The 19,310-nt window shown below is 70.2% G+C and carries 3 protein-coding genes; all 3 read left to right on the forward strand.

Annotation, left to right across the window (positions count from 1 at the left end; translation table 11 throughout):
• Nucleotides 1-112: 112 nt before the first annotated feature.
• Genes GDJ08_RS17735 through GDJ08_RS17745 form a run of 3 tightly spaced genes read left to right on the forward strand, consistent with a single transcriptional unit; the run spans nt 113 to nt 19,255 of the window.
• On the forward strand, nt 113-11,674 hold the full coding sequence (locus GDJ08_RS17735; RefSeq protein WP_165699837.1) for a non-ribosomal peptide synthetase: 11,562 nt from the start codon (nt 113-115) through the stop codon (nt 11,672-11,674).
• Nucleotides 11,674-16,200: a MupA/Atu3671 family FMN-dependent luciferase-like monooxygenase gene (locus tag GDJ08_RS17740; RefSeq protein ID WP_153165391.1), complete on the forward strand. Its 4,527-nt coding sequence runs from the start codon at nt 11,674-11,676 to the stop codon at nt 16,198-16,200. Before GDJ08_RS17735 ends, GDJ08_RS17740 begins: the two co-directional genes overlap by 1 nt.
• On the forward strand, nt 16,193-19,255 hold the full coding sequence (locus GDJ08_RS17745; RefSeq protein ID WP_206147377.1) for a type I polyketide synthase: 3,063 nt from the start codon (nt 16,193-16,195) through the stop codon (nt 19,253-19,255). Before GDJ08_RS17740 ends, GDJ08_RS17745 begins: the two co-directional genes overlap by 8 nt.
• Nucleotides 19,256-19,310: the final 55 nt, after the last annotated feature.

Here is a 19,310-nt window from a genome sequence, read left to right on the forward strand (position 1 = left end):
CAATCGACCGGACGCACCGCATGGGTGATCCGGGTCGTCGAAACAGGCAACACCACGATCGGCAGCAAGCGGTTCTCAATGCATCAGGACGATGAGGAGGCGGTACGCGGTCATGCAGGGCGCCAACGGAAGGGATTTCAAGCCGGCCAAGGCCGAGCCGACGCAGCGTTTCGCCAGTCTTGTCGATCTGGGACGGCATCGTGCCGCCGAGAACGGCGGGCAGACGGCATTCGTGTTTCTCAAGGACGGCCACCAGCCGCAGGCGAGCTGGACGTACGCGCAGCTGGATGAGCGCGCCCGCGCGATCGCGGCGTGGCTGCAGGCGCGCGGCGGACGCGGCGAGCGGGTGATCCTGCTCTACAGTTCGGGTCTGGATTTCATTGCCGGCTTCATGGGGTGCCTGTATGCGGGCGCCCTTGCGGTACCGGTGTATACCCCGCAGGCACGGGATGAACACTGGCAGCGGCTGGAGCAGTTGAGCGACGACGCCGATGCGGGATTCGTGCTGACCACCGCAGACATGCACCGCGCGTTGCACGACCGCCTGGCGGCCTCGCCGCGGTTGGGTACGGTGCCCTGCTGCCTGACCGACACGCTGGATCTTGACCATGCGGCCGCCTGGGTGGATCCCGGCGCCCGCGCGAGCGACCTGGCCTTCCTGCAGTACACGTCAGGGTCCACGGGCGCGCCGAAGGGCGTGATGGTGTCCCACGGCAATCTGCTGCACAACCAGATGCTGATGCAGGCCGCGTTCGACCACGATGCCGACAGCGTATTCGTGTCGTGGTTGCCGCTGTTCCATGACATGGGCCTGATCGGCAACGTGCTGCACACGCTCTACCTTGGAGCGCGCTGTTACCTGATGACGCCGGTCGCCTTCCTGCAGCAGCCGGCGCGGTGGCTGCAGGCCATTTCGGACTATCGCGGTACATCCAGCTTCGCACCGGACTTTGCGTTTGCGTTGTGCGCCGAGCGCGTTACCGACGCACAGAAGGCGACGCTGGACCTGTCCAGCTGGACCTTCGCCCTGAACGGCGCCGAGCCTGTGCGTGCGGCCACGCTGGAGCGGTTCAACGCGGCGTTCGCCTCCTGCGGTTTCGACCCGCAGGCGCACTACCCGGGGTACGGCCTGGCCGAAGCCACGCTGTTCGTCTGTGGCCGGGGGCGCGGGCGGGGCGCGGACATGCGTCGCTTCGACCGGCAGGCGCTGGAGCAGGGGCAGGCGCGCCTGGACGAGGGCGGCGGGGCGCTGGTGGGATGCGGACGCGCCTGGTTCGACCTGGCGGTGGAGGTGGTCGATCCGGTCACCGGCCGCAGGTGCGACGAGGGGCAGGTGGGGGAAATCTGGGTGCGCGGCCCGAGCGTGGCGCACGGCTATTGGCGACGGCCGGATGCCACCGCGGAAACGTTCGCGGCCCGCCTGCCGGACGTGGACGCCGACCACCTGCGCACGGGCGACCTCGGCTTCGTGAGCGACGGCGGGGTGTTCATCAACGGACGCCTGAAGGAACTGATCATCGTCCGCGGCCGCAACCTCTATCCGCAGGATGTCGAGGCGGCGGTGCAGCGGTCGTGGAAGGGATTCCGCAGTGGCGGCGGTGCCGCGTTCGCGATCGAACAGGACGGCGAAGAGCGGCTGGTGGTGGTGCAGGAAGTGGACCGCTCCGCACTGCGCAACCTGCAGGTGGCCGATGCCGTGGCGCTGGCCCGCGAAGCGGTGGCGCTGGCGTGCGACGCGCGCCTGCACGACCTGGTCCTGATTGGGCCAGCACATCTTCCCAAGACATCGAGCGGCAAGATCCAGCGCGGACGGATCCGGCAGCACTACCTGCTGGACAGCATCAATGGTCGCGTCGACGGCACACGCCGCCGTCCGCGTGCCAGCGCCGCCGCCGGCAACGTGGAGACGCCCCTGCAGCGGTTGCAGGCGATGGTCGCGCCCGCGCTGGCGATATCCGCCGACGAGGTCGCGCGCGACCGCCCGCTGCTTGCCCTGGGGCTGGATTCGCTGGCGCTGGTGGACCTTGCCGGCCGCGTGGAAGCGGCGTTCAGCACCAACGGGGTGCTGCAACGGCTGTTCGATGGCGCGTCGCTGGACGAACTGGCTGCCTCGCTGGAGGCGCGCCCCGACGCGTCGCCTGCATCCGCCCCCGCACCTGCGCCGGCCCTGTCGTCCGCAGCGGTGGGCGATCGCCACCCGATGTCGGCCAACCAGGCCGCACTGTGGTACCTGTACCGCCTGCAGCCGGAGAGCGCGGCCTATAACGTGGCCCTGCCGATTGCCTGCACGCATCCGCTGGATCGTGAACGCCTGGGATCGGCGGTGGCCGCGCTGCTGGCGCGTCACCCGGTGCTGGGTTGCCGCTACGAAGACGGCCCGGCGGGGCCCGAGCAGATCGTGCAGGCGCCCGACGCCGCCGCGCTGCAGCCGATGCGCGCCGCGCACGGGGTCACCGCCGCCGAGCGTCCGGCCCTCCTGCAGCGCCTGGCCGCGCGCCCCTTCCGGTTGGATGTCGAGCCTCCGTTCCGGGTAGAACACCTGCGCGAGGCCGACGGCGATGTACTGATGCTGGTCGCGCACCACATCTGTGTCGATCTGGCCTCGATGCTGCGCCTGATCGACGAGCTGGCCGCGCTGTATGCCGGTGAAGCACTGCCGCCGTCCGCAGCGACGGGCTTCTTCCAGTATGTGGAGGACGAGGCGCGCCATCTCCGGCACGGTACCGATGTCGAGCGGGCGTACTGGCGCGACACCCTGCCAGCGCGGCCGCCGGTGCTGGACCTCCCGCGCCGTGGCCCACGGCCGCGCGTGCAGGACGTGGCGGGGGACAGCGTCCACTTCCACCTTTCCGCCGCCGAGGGCGCGGCGGTCGACGCGCTCGCCGCGCAGTGGGCGTGTACGCCCTTCAGCCTCTTCGCTGCGGCCTTCGCCTGGGTACTGCACCGCTATGCACGCCAGCCGGAGGTGCTGATCGGGGTGCCGACTCTGGGCCGCTCGACGCCCTCCGCCCGCACGTCGGTGGGCTATTTCGTGAACACGGTGGTCCTGCACTCCGCGCTCTCGGGGGACGCTGCGGAACTCGATTTCGTGACCTTCCACCGGGCGCTCTGGGCGCGGTTGCGGGGGGCTATCGCGCACGCGCGGCTGCCGTTCGCGCAGGTGGTGGAGGCGCTGTCGCTGGAACGCGATGCAAGCGTGCCGCCGCTGGTGCAGGTGCTGCTCAATCTGCATACCGCCAGCGGCACTCCGGGCCTCGCGGCGCTCATCCAGGGGCAGCAGGACGATGCGATAGCGCTCCACGGCTGGCAGGTGCGGCCGGTGCGCCTGTCACCGGGCACCAGCCCGCTGGATCTGTCGCTGTCGCTGGTCGAGCTGGGCGATGGTCGCTACGAAGGCCGCATCGACTTCGCCACCGCGTTGTTCGAACCCAGCGTGGCCGCCAGCCTGGCCGACAGCTTCGCCCGGGTGCTGCGCGAGGGGGTGGCGCAGCCGACCGCACCGTTGCGACAGATCCCGCTGGCCCCCCGGGACGCACATCCGGGCTGGGGCGAGGACCGCGACTGGGGCGCCTTCCTGTCCGTGGACGCGCAGTTCCGCCGGCAGGCCGCGCAGACGCCGGACCGCATCGCGCTGCACGTCGACGGCGGCACCATGACGTATGCGACGCTGGATGCGCAGTCCGATGCGGTCGCTGCCGCGCTGCTGGCCCAGGGGGTGGGCAGTGACGATGTGGTCGCGGTGTCGATGCGGCGTTCTGCCGATCTGCTGGTGGCGCTGCTGGGGACGATGAAGGCGGGTGCCGCCTATCTGCCCCTGGACCCGGCGCTGCCTGCGGCACGCATCCAGGCCATCCTGGACACCGCCCGCCCGATGGCGGGCATCCACGACGAAGGTGCCGACGCACTGTTCCCGGGCAGTCGCAGCGTCGCCGATCTGCGTGCCGACGGCACGCACCGGCGCACCGCACCGCGCGTCCACGCGCCGGCCCAGGCCGCCTACGTCATCTATACGTCCGGTTCCACCGGACAGCCCAAAGGCGTGGTCAACACGCACGCGGCGCTGGCCAACCGGCTGCAGTGGATGCAGCGGCGCTTCGCCCTGCAGCCTGACGAGCGCGCCCTGCTGAAGACGCCGTACACGTTCGACGTGTCGGTGTGGGAGCTGTTCTGGCCGTTGATGGTCGGTGCCGGGCTCGTCATCGCCCGTCACGATGGACACCGCGATGCGGACTACCTGCATGCCCTGATGCGCTACCAGCGCGTCAGTGTGGTGCATTTCGTGCCGTCGATGCTGGCCGCCTTCGTCGATGCGCACGGGCTCGGTGCGCTGCCGTCGTTGCGGCAGATCGTATGCAGCGGCGAAGAACTGGGCATCGATGTGCTGGCCCGCTGCCGGCAGTGCTTCCCGACCACACGGGTGGCCAACCTGTATGGCCCGACCGAAGCGGCCATCGATGTGAGCTGCTGGGACTGCGATGCACAGGACGCGGGCACCCGCGTGCCGATCGGGCATCCGATCGACAACGTGCAGATGGTGGTGCTTGACGACGACCTGCAGCCGGTACCCCAAGGCGTGGCTGGCGAGCTGTACCTGGGCGGGGAGGGGCTGGCCCGTGGCTATGCCGCAGCGCCGGCGCTCACTGCCGAACGCTTCGTGCCCTCGCCGGTGCCGCGCGCGCCTGGCGAGCGGCTGTATCGCACCGGAGATCTTGCCCGCCAGCGCCAGGACGGCGCCATCGAGTACCTCGGCCGCCTCGACTTCCAGGTCAAGCTTCGCGGCCAGCGGCTGGAACTGGGCGAGATCGATGCGCTGGCCGGCACCTGCGACGCCGTTGCCGGTGCGCTGACCGTCCTGGCGCGGCATGCCAATGGCGAGCCCTATCTGCTCTGCCACGCTGTGCGTGCCGGCGCCTTCGATGACGCCGAGCGGCTGGAGCTGCTGACTGCCCACCTGCGGGCCAGATTGCCGTCCTATGCGGTCCCGGAACGGTTCACGCTGCTGGACGCATGGCCGTTGAACAGCAGTGGCAAGATCGACCGCGCCGCGCTGCCGACATCGGCGAACGTGGCACCGGTCGCGGCCGTCGAGGCCGCACCGCTGACGCCGGTGGGCGCGCAGGTGCTGGCGGCCGTGCGCGAGCTGCTGGCGGTACCGGAGGCCTCGGCCGCCGACAACTTCTTCTCGCTTGGCGGCCACTCGTTGCTGGCCACCCGCCTGTGCTCGCGCCTGCGCGAAACGGCGGGGGTGCACCTGCAGGTCGCCGACGTGCTGCTGCACCCGGTGATCGGCGACCTCGCACGGCGCGCCGACCAGCGTCAGGCCGGTGGCGATGTCGACGCCCCGCCTGCGCCGTCGGCACCGGAGGTCCTGTCGCCGGCGCAACAGCGGCTGTGGTTCGTGGACCAGCTGCACGGCCCCAGCGCGGCGTACACGATGCCGCTGAGCATCCGCCTGGCCGGCGTGCGGGCCCCTGACACCGTGCGCGGACACGTCGCCCATGTGCTCGCGCTGCATCCGGAACTGCACGCCTGCTACGTGGCCGGTACCGACGGTCCGCAGCGGCTTGTCGGCGCGCACCCGCACCCGCCGGTCGCGTTGACCGATCTGTCCGGACACATCGGGCAGGCACGCGAGGATGTGCTCGCCTCGCACCTGCAGGCATTGGCCGGGACCGTCTTCGATCTGGCGGCCGGGCCGATCTGCCGGGCCGATGTGGCCTGGCTGGGGGATGGGGAGTGCGTGCTGACGGTGCTTGCGCATCACATTGCCGCCGACGGTGGTTCGCTGGCCGTGCTGCTGCGGCAGATCGCCGCGCGGTGGAGTGGGGCGGACGCGCTGCGGGCGGGCGACCATACGGGGTACTGCCAGGCGCAGCAGGCGGCGCGCGAGGCCGATGCCTGGCAGGCCGGCCTGCAGCGGATCGCGCAGCGCCTGCAGGGCATGCCGCCGCTGCTGGAGCTGCCCACCGACCTGCCGCGGCCGCCCGTGGCGGGCATCCGTGGCGGAGTCGTGTCGCGCACGCTGTCGCTGCCCGAACGCCACCGTGTCGAGTCGCTTGCCGCCGCCACTGCATGCAGCCCGTTCATGCTGCTGGCCGCGGTCTTCCAGCTGTTGATGTGGCGCTACAGCGGCAACGAGGACGTACCGCTGGGGACCGCGGTGGACACGCGTGACCAGGCGCGGCACGGGGATACGGTCGGTCTGTTCGTCAACACCCTCGTGCTGCGCAGCCCCATCCAGCCAGCGGACAGCTTCCAGGCGCATCTGCGCAGGTTTGCCGGCGATGGCGTGACCGCGTTGCAGGATGCCGCCGTCCCCTTCGACCATGTCGTGGATGCGCTGGCACCCTCCCGCTCGCTGAGCCACGGCCCGCTGGTGCAGGCGATGGTGACGCTGCAGCCGGACGTGGTCGACCCCTGCGCGTGGCCCGACGGCGTGCAGGCCGCGTGGCTGCCACTGCACACGGCAACGGCCAAGTTCGACATCAACCTGCTGATCACCTTCACGCGCCACGGCATGCGCCTGGAGCTGGAGTACCGGCGCGACCTGTTCACATCCGCGTCGGCAGAGGCGATGCTCGCGCATTACGCCGGTCTGCTGGCGTCGGCGCTGGAGCATCCCCTGCAGGCAGTGGCTGCGCTGCCGCTCGGGGCGGCAGTGGCGCCGACGGCGGCTGCGGCCGCACCGGCCACGGTGCCGGGTGTGCCAGGCGATCTGCCTGCGCGCTACAGCGCAACGGCGAAGCGCTTCCCGACGGCCATTGCGGTCAACTGCGCGGACCAGGCACTGACCCATGCGCAGTTGGATGCGCTCAGCGGGCAATGGGCGGCCGCATTGCGCGAGGCCGGCATCGGGCGCGGGAGCCGCGTCGGGCTGTGCATGGAGCGGGGCTGCGACCTCATCGTGGCCATGCTCGCCATCCTCAAGGCCGGTGCCGCCTATGTCCCGCTGGATCCGCGCTACCCGGCCGAGCGGCTGCTGTACATGGCACGCGACGCCGACGTGGCCGGCATCCTCGGGCATCACGCGCATGCAGGGCTGTTCGCCGATGCGTCGCTGCGCTACCTGCCGGTGGAAGCGTTGCAGACCACCGATGCGCCACCGCTGGCGGCCGTGGCCATCGATCCGCAGGAGGCGGCGTATGTGATCTACACGTCCGGTTCCACCGGCCGTCCGAAGGGCGTGGTGGTGACCCATGCCAACGTGCTGCGGCTGTTCGAGGCCACGGCGGCGACCTTCACGTTCGGCCCGCAGGATGTCTGGGCGTTGTTCCACTCCTACGCCTTCGATTTCTCGGTCTGGGAAATCTGGGGCGCCCTGCTGCATGGAGGAAGGCTGGCCGTGGTGCCGTATGCGGTCGCGCGCTCGGCCGACGAGGTTGGCCCGTTCGTCCGCGCGCAGGGCGTGACCGTACTGAACCAGACGCCGTCGGCCTTCCAGCAGCTGCTGCAGGCCGATCTCGCCGGCCCCCCACGGCCCTGGCCCGCGCTGCGCTACATCGTGTTTGGTGGAGAAGCGCTCAACCTGGCGGCACTTGCGCCGTGGTTCGAGCGGTATCCGCAGGGGCCGGTGATGGTGAACATGTACGGCATCACCGAGACCACGGTGCATGTCACGGCGCGGATCATCCAACACGTTGACGTGGACGCGCCCGGCAGCCTGATCGGCGAAGCCTTGACCGATCTGTCCATGTACATCCTGGACGACAACGGCGTTCCGCAGCCTGCAGGCGTGCCGGGCGAACTGCATGTGTCCGGCCCTGGGCTGGCACGTGGCTACCTGGGACGCGCCGAGCTGACGGCCGAACGCTTCCTGCCTGATCCGTTCTCGCCGATCCCCGGCGCACGCATGTACCGCAGTGGCGACCTGGCGGTCCGCCGGGCGCACGATGGCCAGGTGCACTACATCGGGCGGCGCGACCAGCAGGTCAAGGTGCGCGGCTTCCGCATCGAACTGGGGGAAGTGGAGGCGGCCTGCGCGAGCCTGCCCGGTATCGGCCAGGTGGTGGCGCGGGCAACCGGCGATGGCCAGCTCGCCGCGCATGTGGTGCTGGCCGATGGCGGCAGCCTGGACGCCGCCGGCTGGATGCGCCACCTGCGTGGCCGCCTGCCGGAATTCATGGTGCCGGGGATGTGGGTGCCGATGCCGGCGATCCCGCTCACCCGCAACGGCAAGGTCGATGAGGCGGCACTGGCGGCGGCACGCGTGGCGGGCGGCGCTGCCCACACCGCGGCGCCGGTCGGCGGCGCCGACGAGACCGAGCGGCTGGTGCTGCAGTGCTGGTCGCAGCTGGTGGGCTCGGCGTCCATCGGTCGGGATGACGATTTCTTCAGCGTGGGGGGAAATTCCCTGCTGGCCGCCCGCGCCAGCGCGCGGTTGCAGGCCGTGTTCGCCGTGGGCCTGACCGTTCGCGATCTGTTCGATCACCCGACGGCAGCGGGCCTTGCCGCCTGCATCCGGTCGCGCACTGCCGGGCGCGGGCAGCCATTGCCGGTGCTTGGGCCATGCGCCGGTTCCGGCCCGGTGGTGGCCACCACCGGGCAACAGCGGTTGTGGTTCCTGGAGCGCCTGGGCGGCGACCCGACGCTGTACACCATGCCGGGGGTGTTCCACATCGACGGTGCGCTCGACACCGCGCGCCTGTCGGTGGCGCTGGATGCGCTGGTGGCGCGCCACCAGGTGTTGAACGCGTCCTTCGTTGCCATCGACGGGGTGCTGCACCAGCAGGTCCAGCCCGCGCGGACCGGACTGCTGGAGGTGATCGATCTTCGCCACCTTGGCGACGCCGAACGGGCGACAGGGTTGGCGGCGCTGATCGATGCCAATGCCTCGCACGCGTTCGATCTCGCCGCAGGTGCGTTGTTGCGCTGCACGCTGGTCAGGCACGGCGACGCCGCCTGGACGATGCTGCTGAACATCCACCACATTGCCTTCGACGGCAGCTCGCTGGCGATCTTCTGCCACGAACTGCGGGCGTTGTACGCCGATGGCGTGGCCGCGCTGCCGGCGCCCACGCTGCAGTACGCCGACTACGCGGTGTGGCAGCACGACACCGCGCACCTGCTGGAGCCGCAGTTGGCGTACTGGCGCGAGGCGCTGGACGGCGCGCCTCCCTTGCTGGAACTGACCACGGCATCGCTTCGCCCCCCGGTGCAGTCGCACCGGGGGGGACTGCACCGCTTCGAGATGCCGGCCGCCCTGCATGCAAGGCTCGGACAGCGCTGCCAGGCACTGGGCATGACGCCGTTTGTGGTGCTGTCCAGCGCGTATGCGCTGCTGCTGTCGTACTTCTCGGCCAAGCAGGATCTGGTGATCGGCACGCCGGTGGACAACCGCCAATCGCTGGCGTCCCAGTCGCTGATCGGCTTCTTCGCCAACACGCTGGCGCTGCGCTTCCAACTGCAGCCCACCGCCACGGTGGCCGATCTGCTGGAGCAGACGCGGTCGCGTCTGATCCACGGGCTGTCCCACCAGGAGCTGCCGTTCGAACGGGTGATCGAACACCTGCAGCCCGATCGCGCGCTGAGCCACAGCCCGCTGTTCCAGCACATGTTCGTCATGGAACAGGGCGACGAAGCGACCTTGGTCCTGGATGGCGTCCGGGTCACCGCAGCACCGCCCGGCGACCGGGCGGCCAAGTTCGATCTGACGCTGTCGATGCGCGCGTCGGGCGGAACATTGCAGGGCAGCCTGGAGTTCGCGCGCGACCTGTTCACCGCCACCACGGCGGCGCAGCTCGCGGACGCCTACGTGGCGGTCGTGGAGGCGCTGTTGGACGATCCGTCGCGGCGCCTGGACGCACTGGCGCCGCGCTGGCCACAGCCGTCGCTGCTGGACGGCTCGCGGGTTGACCGGTGTGCCCACGCGCTGCACGCACGCGTGCTGGATCAGGCGCTGCGCACGCCGGCCGCCGTCGCCATCGACGATGGGACACAGTGCCTGACTTATGCCGGGCTGGCCGCCGAGGTGGCGTCCGCCGCGCACGCCCTGCAACGCCTGGGCATCGTGCAGGGCGAGCGCGTTGCGGTCTGCCTGCCGCGCACCGCCCGCCTGGTGACGACGCTGCTGGCGATCCAGTCGGTGGGCGCGGCCTACGTGCCATTGGATCCGGACTACCCGCGCCAGCGGTTGCTGGACATCCTGGACGATGCGGCGCCCGCGCTGCTGATCGTGGACGCGCGCATCCGTGACAGCGTGCTCGGGCAGATCGGTGATGTGCGGGTCATCACGCTGGACGAGGTGTTGGCCGGACCGGTGCCGGCCGCCATGCCCGCGCTGCCGGCCGTGCCGGTCGGGGCGGTGGCCTATGTGATCTATACGTCCGGTTCGACCGGCCGGCCGAAGGGTGTGGCAATCCGCCATGTCAATGCGAATGTGATGCTCGACTGGGCGCTGACCGAGGTGGACGACGCGGATCTGCAGGGTGTGTTTGCCTGTACCTCGGTGTGCTTCGACCTCTCCGTGTACGAACTGTTCCTGCCGCTGGTGGCCGGTGGCACGGTGGTGCTGGGCGACAATGCGCTGGCTCTGCACCAGGCCGCCGCGCGGCGTCCGCTGACCCTGGTGAACACGGTGCCGTCGGCCATCGATGCGCTGACGCGCGAGCGTCCGCTGCCGGCCAGCGTGCGCGTGGTCAACCTTGCCGGCGAAGCGCTGCCGGCAAGGCTGGTGGAGCGACTGCACGACCAGTCGCCCGCGCTGCGTGTCTACAACCTGTATGGCCCGTCCGAAGACACCACGTACTCGACGTGGGCGTTGATGCCGCGCCGGACCGGCGTCAAGCCGGTGATTGGCGTTCCGATCGCCAACACCCGCGCGTATGTGCTCGACAGCGCCGGTGATCCGGTGCCGTGGGGCGTCCCCGGAGAACTGTATCTGGCGGGCGACGGTGTGGCGCAGGGGTATCTCGGTCGTCCCTGCGCGACGGCCGAGCGCTTCCTGCCGGACCCGTTTGCGATCGACGCGGGCGCCGTGATGTACCGCACCGGCGATCTGGTGCGCTGCGCGGAAGGCGGTGCGCTGGAGTTCATCGGACGCGCCGACCAGCAGGTCAAGCTGCGTGGATTCCGCATCGAACTGGGCGACGTCGAGCACCACCTTGGCCGTCTGGACGGGGTTGGAGAGTGCGCGGTGCTGGTGGTGCCGAGCGCAGGGGAGGATGCCCTGGTCGCGTTTGTCTCGCCGGCCGAAGGGCAGGTGCTGCAGGCTGCCGGGCTGCGTGACGCGCTGGCCCGCGCGCTGCCCGCCCACATGCTGCCAACGCGCTATGTCCTGCTGCCGGCCCTGGCCAGGACTGCGAACGGCAAGCTCGACCGCAGGGCGCTCGCGCTCGATGACGCGGCCTCCGCCCCCGTGGCGCAGGCGACCGCGGCCCTGCCGCCCGGCAACGAGGCCGAACGCGGCCTGCTGGCGCTGTGGCGGGAGATGCTGCCCGGCGAGGTCGCCGGCGTGGACAGCAACTTCTTCCTGGCGGGCGGCCATTCGCTGCTGATGCTGAAAATGCTGCCCCGTGTGGAAGCCATGTTCGGCGTGCCGGTATCGATGCGCGCGGTGTTTGAACACCCCGACGTGCGCGGTCTGGCCCGTCACCTGTCGGCGCAGCAGTGGCTCGCCAACGCAGACCGATCACAGGGAGTGAGCAGCGATGAGCTTGTCGACGAGGGGAGCCTGTAATGTCCATTGATGCACTGCTGCTGGAGCTGCGGGAACGCGGGATACAGGTCTGGACGGAGAACGGGGCGCTTCGCTATCGGGCACCGGAAGGCCGCTTCGACGCGGAGCTGAAGGAGCGCGTGGTGGCTGCCAAGGCCGCGATCATCCGCGCCCTGGAGGCCTACCAGTCCAGCACCGATGCCGGTGGGGCGCTGCTGCGGGTGCAGCGGGGCGACCTGTTGCCGCTGTCGCACGCGCAGGAACGCCTGCTGTTCATGCGCACACTGGGCGGCAACGAAGCGGCATACAACATTCCGGTCGCATTCCGCGTGCGCGGGCCGCTGGATGTCGATCGGCTGCAGCAGGCGGTCGACGCGCTGGTGCGGCGGCACGAGGTGCTGCAGACCCGTTACCCCGACGGGGCCGACATCGCCGGCGCTTCCTGGGTCGACATGCCCATCCCGATCGAACAGCGCGCCGTCTCCGCGCAGGGGCCGGACCTGGACGCGCTGCTGGTGCTGGAGGCTGGCCGTGGCTTCGATCTCGCCGGGGCGCCGCCGCTGCGGGTGACGCTGATACGACTGGATGACGGCGAGCACGTGCTGCTGATCGTGCTGCATCACATTGCGGCCGATGGCTGGTCGCTGGATGTTCTCAAGCGCGATCTCGGCGCGCTGTACGCGGGTGCGACGCTGCCGACGCTGCCGGTGCAGTATGCCGACCATGCCGCATGGCAGCGCAGCTGGCTGCAGTCCAGTGGCCCGCGGATCCAGGCGCAGCAGGCGTATTGGCGGCAGCAGCTTGCCGGTGCCCCGGTGCTGTCCACCTTCCCGGGCGACCGCCCGCGGCCGGTCACGCAGCGTTACCACGGTGCGGTGCTGCGCAGGGCGCTGCCGGGCGGGGCGCAGCAGGCACTGCAGTCGCTGGCGCACGATCACGGCGTCACGCCGTTCGTGGCCGGCCTGGCCGTGTTCAATCTGTTGATGTGGCGGCATACCGGAAGCACCGATCTGGTGGTCGGTACCCCGGTGGCGAACCGCGTGCGCGCCGAAGTGACGGATCTGGTCGGCTTCTTCAGCAACACGCTGGTGATGCGCACCCGCGTGCAGCCCGGTGAGCGCTTCCAGGACCTGCTGGGCAAGGTCCGTGAGACTGTACTGGCCGCGCAGGAAAACCAGGACATCCCGTTCGAGCAGGTGGTCGAGCTCCTGCAGCCACCGCGCAGCCTCAGCCACACGCCGCTGTTCCAGCTGATGTTCTCGATGATCGAGCGCGACACCGACGGCCTGCGGCTGACCGGCTGCGACGTCGAGGCGATTGCTGCCGATACCCATGTCGCCAAATACGATCTCACCCTGACCCTCGAGCACGCTCCCGACGGCACGGAGATGGGCCTGGAGTACAACACCGATCTGTTCGATGCCGACACGGTTGATGCCCTGGCCAGCCAGTTCGCCGCGCTGCTCGAGCAGGCCGGCGCGGCGCCGGCGCGGCGGCTGCCGCAGTTCCGCCTGCCGGCCGACGCGGTCGACCCTGCAGGCCCCGGTATCGCTGCCGACGAGCGCTCGGTGGCCTGTCGTTTCCGTGACGTGGCGCAGCGCGATCCGGATGCCGTCGCACTGCGCTGCGGTGACGTGTCGCTGGATTTCGGCACGCTGGCATCGCAGGTGGCAGCGCTGTCGGCGCGGTTGCGGGCACGGGGCATCGGTCCTGAGCACCGGGTTGGCGTACTGCTGGAGCGCCGTCCGGAGATGGTCGTGGCGCTGCTGGCGGTGCTGGACGCCGGCGCGGCCTATGTTCCGATCGATCCGGACTACCCGGTGGCCCGGCAGGCGTTGATGATCGAGGACGCGGGCCTGAGCCTGCTGATCAGCGCGCCGTCGCTGGGCGCGATCGCCGAGGTGGCCGGTGCCGGTGTGCCGGTCGAGATGCTCGGTGTCGGCGATCCGCTGCCGCCGCCTGCGATGGACGAGCCTGCGGCGGCGCCACCGCCGGAGGCCCTTGCGTACATGATCTACACGTCCGGCTCCACCGGTCGCCCCAAAGGCGTGATGGTGTCGCACGCCAACCTCTGCGGTTTCCTGCATGGCCTGGACCAGCGGCTGCAGCCGGCGCCCAACGAGCGCCAGGTGTGGCTGGCCGTCACCAGCGTCTCCTTCGACATCTCCGTCCTGGAGCTGCTGTGGACGTTGTCGCGTGGGCACCAGGTGGTACTGCAGCAGGAGCAGCCTGCTGCCACGGCTGCAGCGGCACTCCCGTTGGCCGGCACCGTACAGCGCCGGCCGGCAGCGCCGGTGGGGTTCAGCCTGTTCTACTTCGCCGCCGAACGCAGCGCGCCGGGCGCGGACCGCTATCGGCTGCTGATGGACGGCGCGCGTTTTGCCGATGAAAGCGGTTTCGAGGCGGTGTGGGTGCCTGAGCGCCACTTCCATGCCTTTGGCGGCCAGTACCCGAGTCCGGCGGTCGCCGCCGCTGCGCTCGCGGCGGTGACGCGCAACGTGTGCATCCGCGCCGGCAGCGTCGTGCTGCCCCTGCACCATCCGGTGCGGGTGGCCGAAGAGTGGTCGATGATCGACCATCTGTCCAAGGGCCGTGCCGGCATCGCCTTTGCCTCGGGCTGGCACTTCAACGATTTCGTTTTCAACCCGGACAACTATGCCGAGCGCCACCAGGTGCTGCGCGACGGGGTGGACACGGTGCGTGCGCTGTGGCGTGGCGAATCGCGGCCGTTCCGCGCCGGCAACGGCAGCGAGGTGGAGATCCGCACCCGTCCCGAGCCGATCCAGCCCGAACTCCCGGTGTGGATCACGGCGGCCGGCAGCCCCGAGACGTTCGAGTATGCCGGGCGGATCGGTGCGAACGTACTCACCCACCTGCTGGGGCAGAGCTTGGAGGAGCTTGCGGGCAAGATCGCGCTGTACCGGCGTACCCGCGCCGAGCATGGGCACGACCCCGAGGCGGGCCGCGTGACGCTGATGCTGCACACCTACGTGGGCGAGGACAGCGCGGAGGTCAGCGCGCGTGTGGAAGCCCCGTTCAAGGACTATCTGCGCAGTTCGGTCAATCTGCTGCGGCCGGTGGCCGAAGTCAATGGCCTGGACCCGGATGTCGACCAGGACGTGCTGGTCGAAGCCGGCTTCCAGCGCTACGCCCGTTCCAGCGCGCTGTTCGGCACGCCCGAGGAATGCCTGCCGATGATCGGACGGCTGCAGGCGATCGGCGTCGACGAGGCGGCCTGCCTGGTCGACTTCGGTATCGACGAGGATCACGTGGTCGAGGGATTCGCGCAGCTGAAGCGGCTGCGCCAGCTGGCCGACGCCGAACACGCGCGGCAGCAGATGCTGGCGCGGCGCACCTACCATCCCGCAGAGGAGACGATGGCCCGCCATGCGGTGACGCACCTGCAGTGCACGCCGTCGTTCATGCGCCTGCTGCTGGACTCCGAGCCGGGCCGGCAGGCGGTGGCCCGGCTGGATGCGGTGCTGGTCGGCGGTGAGGCGTTGCCCGCACCGTTGGCACAGCAGCTGGCGGCCACTGCGCGGTCTGCATGGAACATGTATGGACCCACCGAGACCACCGTGTGGTCCGGGGCCACCCAGGTCACCGAAGCAGCCCCCACGCTGGGCGGCGCCCTTGGCGGCGAGCAGATCCGCGTGCTGGACCTGGACCTGGAACGGGTGCCGGCCGGTGTGGCCGGTGAACTCTACATCGGCGGCATCGGCGTCACCCGTGGCTACTGGCAGCGGCCCGCGCTGACCGCCGAGCGCTTCCTTCCCGACCCGCTGTCGTGCGTGCCCGGCGCCCGCATGTACCGGACCGGCGATGGGGCGCGCGGCCGCCGTGATGGCGCGATCGATTTCCTGGGCCGCCTGGACCAGCAGACCAAGTGGCGCGGGTTCCGGATCGAGCTCGGTGAGATCGAGGCGGCCCTTGAAGCAGACCCGGCGGTGACGCAGGCCGTGGCCGTGGTGCGCCACGACAGCGGCGCACCGCCGCGGCTGGTCGCCTACGTGGTGGCCACCGGCATCGCGCAGGGCAGCGTGCTGCAGGACGCGCTGCGTACGCGCCTGCAGCGGATGCTGCCCGATTACATGCAGCCGGACCTCGTCCTGGTGCTGCCGCACATGCCGCTGACGCCGAACGGAAAAGTGAACCGGGCAGCGTTGCCGGCACCGGATGCCGCACAGCTTCCGACCCGGGAGGATGAGCCGCCTGCGACCGACACCGAGCGCGCGGTGGCGAAGATATGGGCGTCGCTGCTCGGTGTGGAGGGCATCGGCCGTCATGCCAATTTCTTCGAGCTGGGCGGGCACTCGTTCCTGCTGGCGCAGATGCACGCGCGCCTGCGCGGCATGGGGCGTCGCGAACTCAACGTGGTGGATCTCTTCCGCAACCCGACCATTGCCGGCCTCGGCGATCTGCTCGATGCCGAGCAGGACGACGATGGCAGCGCGCGTGCGGCGATGATCGCCACGCGCAGTCGGGAACGCGGACAGGCGGCACAGCGGCAACGACAGCAGTTGAAGGAGCGACTCCGCAATGGATGACAGGTTGGACAGCCCGATGGAAGGCATCGCGATCATTGGCATGGCAGGACGGTTCCCGGGCGCGGACGATGTCGCCGCTCTCTGGCGGAACGTGCTGGCAGGGCAGGTCGCGGCACGTCCGCTGAGCGAGCAGCAGTTGCGCGACGCCGGGGTGGACCCGGCCCGCATCGCCGATCCGGCTTACGTGCGGGTGGCGTACGGCCCCCAGGATATCGACCGCTTCGATGCGGGTTTCTTTGGTTTCACGCCGCGCGAGGCGGAGACGATGGACCCGCAGCACCGGTTGCTGCTGGAGTGCTGCCAGCAGGCGCTGGACGACGGCGGGCATGCCCCGGCGCAGTTCGACGGGCTGATCGGCGTGTATGCCGGCGTGGGGACGCCGGCCTACATGATCCGCAACCTGCTGCCGGAACCGGGCCTGATCGATGCGATCGGTACGCTGCAGTTCTCCATCGGCAACGAAAAGAGCTTCGCGGCCACCAAGGTGTCGTTCAAGCTCGGCCTGCAGGGGCCAAGCGTCAACGTGGATACCGCCTGCTCCACCTCGCTGGTGGCGGTCCACCAGGCGTGCCAGAGCCTGCTGTCGTTCGAATGCGACATGGCGCTGGCCGGTGGCGTCAGCCTGAACGTGCCGGTGGACGAGGGGTATCAGTTCCATGAAGGCGGCATCGTCGCTTCCGATGGCCTGTGCCGCCCTTTCGACCACCGTTCGCAGGGAACGGTCAAGGGCGCCGGTGCGGGAATCGTGCTGCTGAAGCGGCTGGACGATGCCATTGCCGATGGCGATCGCGTGTACGCCGTCATCAAGGGATCGGCGGTCAACAACGATGGTGCGCAGAAGGTCGGCTTCACTGCGGCCAGCGTGGACGGCCAGGCTGCGGTCATCGCCCAGGCGCTGGGCGTTTCCGGCGTCCCGGCCGACAGCATCGGTTACGTGGAAGCGCACGGCACCGGCACCCAGCTGGGTGATCCGGTGGAGATCGCCGCACTGTCGGAGGCCTATCGTGCCACCACGGCGCGCACGCAGTACTGTGCGCTGGGCGCGCTGAAGGCCAACATCGGTCATCTCGACATCGCCGCCGGCGTCGCCGGGTTGATCAAGGCTGCCAAGGCGGTGGAGCAGGGCGTGCTGCCGCCTGCCACCCATTTCGAGGCACCCAACCCGGCGATCGACTTTCCGTCGTCGCCGTTCTACGTCCCCACCCAGGCCACGCCGTGGCCGGCGTCCTTCGATGCCCGCCGCGCCGCCGTCAGTTCGTTTGGCATCGGCGGCACCAATGCACATGTGATTCTCGAACAGGCGCCGCTGCCGGCGCCGCCGCCCGCACCCGCACCTGTCCAGGTCCACCCCGCCCACGGTACCCCCACGGCGCGGTCGCAACTTCTGGTGGCGAGCGCGAAAAGCGCGGCGGCACTGGCCGACACCGTGGAGGCGCTGGCAACGGCACTGGCCGACGGCGGGGTGGACATCGCCGATGCCGCCTTCACCCTGCAGGCCGGCCGCAGCCATCACCGGTTCCGCTGTGCCGTGGCCTGCGCCGATGGCGCCTCCGCAGCCGACGCGTTGCGGCGGGAGATGGCCCGCGCCGGCCGCGAGGTCCATTCGAAAAAGCGCCGCGTGGTGTTCATGTTCCCCGGGCAGGGCGCGCAGCATGCGGGCATGTGCCGCGGGCTGTACGAGCACGAGCGCGTGTTCCGGCAGACACTGGACGAGTGCGCGGATCTGCTGCGGTCGGAGCTCGACTGCGACGTGCGCGACATTCTCTTCGCCGATGACGACCCCCGGCTGAAGCAGACCCGCTACACCCAGTCGGCCCTGTTCTGCGTGGAGTACGCGCTTGCCTGCCAGTTGCAGGCCTGGGGCATCCAGCCGGATCTGCTGATCGGCCACAGTCTGGGCGAGTACGTGGCCGCCTGCGTGTCCGGCGTGCTCGGGCTGGAAGACGCGATCAAGGTCGTGGCACGGCGCGGCGCACTGCTCGATGCGCTGGCGCCCGGCGGCATGCTGGTCGTGCCGCTCTCCGAGGCGGCCCTTCAGCAGGCCCTGGCCGACGGCGGAGACGCCACGGCCGGCTGCGTGGCAGCCGTGGTGAACGCACCCACACTGTGCGTGGCGGCCGGTCCCGTGGAGGCGTTGGAGCGGCTGCGTGATCGACTGGCGCCGCGCACCGAGTGCCACCTGCTGCCCGCCTCGCACGCGTTCCACTCGCCGATGATGGATCCGGCACTGTCCGCGTTCGGCGATGTAATGCGTGGCGTAAGGCTGCTCGCCCCGCGGATTCCGCTGGTGTCCAATGTCACCGGGCGCCTGCTGGCACCCGAAGAGGCGACCTCCGCAGCGTACTGGGTCCGGCATCTGCGTGAGCCGGTGCGCTTCGCCGATGGCATGGACACCGTGCTGGACGGCGGCGCTGCGGTGCTGATCGAAGTGGGGCCCGGCGTCACGTTGACGACGCTGGCCCGGCAACAGCCGGGCATCGATGCGCATGTGGTGTGCAGCTCCCTGCGCCATCCGCGCGATGCCAGCAGCGACCACGCCGCGCTGATGGCGGGCCTGGCCCAGGCCTGGATGGCGGGTGTCGAGATTGACTGGCGTGCCTTCAACGAGGCGCGCAGGGGGCGGCGCGTGGGGCTTCCCGGTGTGGCGTTCGAGCGCCGCCGGCACTGGATCGCAGCGCCAGGGCAGATCATGCCGGCCGAGGTTCTGCCGCCAGTGCTGGCAGCCACCGCAGCTGCACCCAGCGGTGTGCTGCCGCGCGATGAGATGGAGCGGACCGTTGCCGACGTCTGGCAGGCCCAGTTTGGCATTGCGCGCATCTACGTCGACCAGGACTTCTTCGAACTCGGCGGCCATTCGCTGCTGGCGGCGCGGATTCTGGTCGCCCTGGAGGAACGTACCGGCGTTCGCCTGACCATCGCCGACCTGTTCGGCGCGCCCACGGTGGCCGGGTTGGCCAACCGGCTGCTGCTGGCGCAGGTCGACGGGGCCGATGACGCATTGCTGGCGCGCCTGCTGGCGGAGATCGAAGGAGCGCCCGAGCCGCTCGCAGGCTGAGCTGCGCGGCCGGGCACAGGGGTACGGGCGGGAGGCGTCCGTGCCGAAGCAATGG

The organism is Stenotrophomonas nematodicola (assembly GCF_009467805.1).
GTDB classification, from domain to species: domain Bacteria; phylum Pseudomonadota; class Gammaproteobacteria; order Xanthomonadales; family Xanthomonadaceae; genus Stenotrophomonas; species Stenotrophomonas nematodicola.

Excerpts from the sequence above, each read along its gene's own strand:
- GDJ08_RS17740 (WP_153165391.1), top strand. The coding sequence starts at position 11,674 with ATGTCCATTGATGCACTGCTGCTGGAGCTGCGGGAACGCGGGATACAG.
- GDJ08_RS17745 (WP_206147377.1), top strand. The coding sequence starts at position 16,193 with ATGGATGACAGGTTGGACAGCCCGATGGAAGGCATCGCGATCATTGGC.
- GDJ08_RS17735 (WP_165699837.1), top strand. The coding sequence starts at position 113 with ATGCAGGGCGCCAACGGAAGGGATTTCAAGCCGGCCAAGGCCGAGCCG.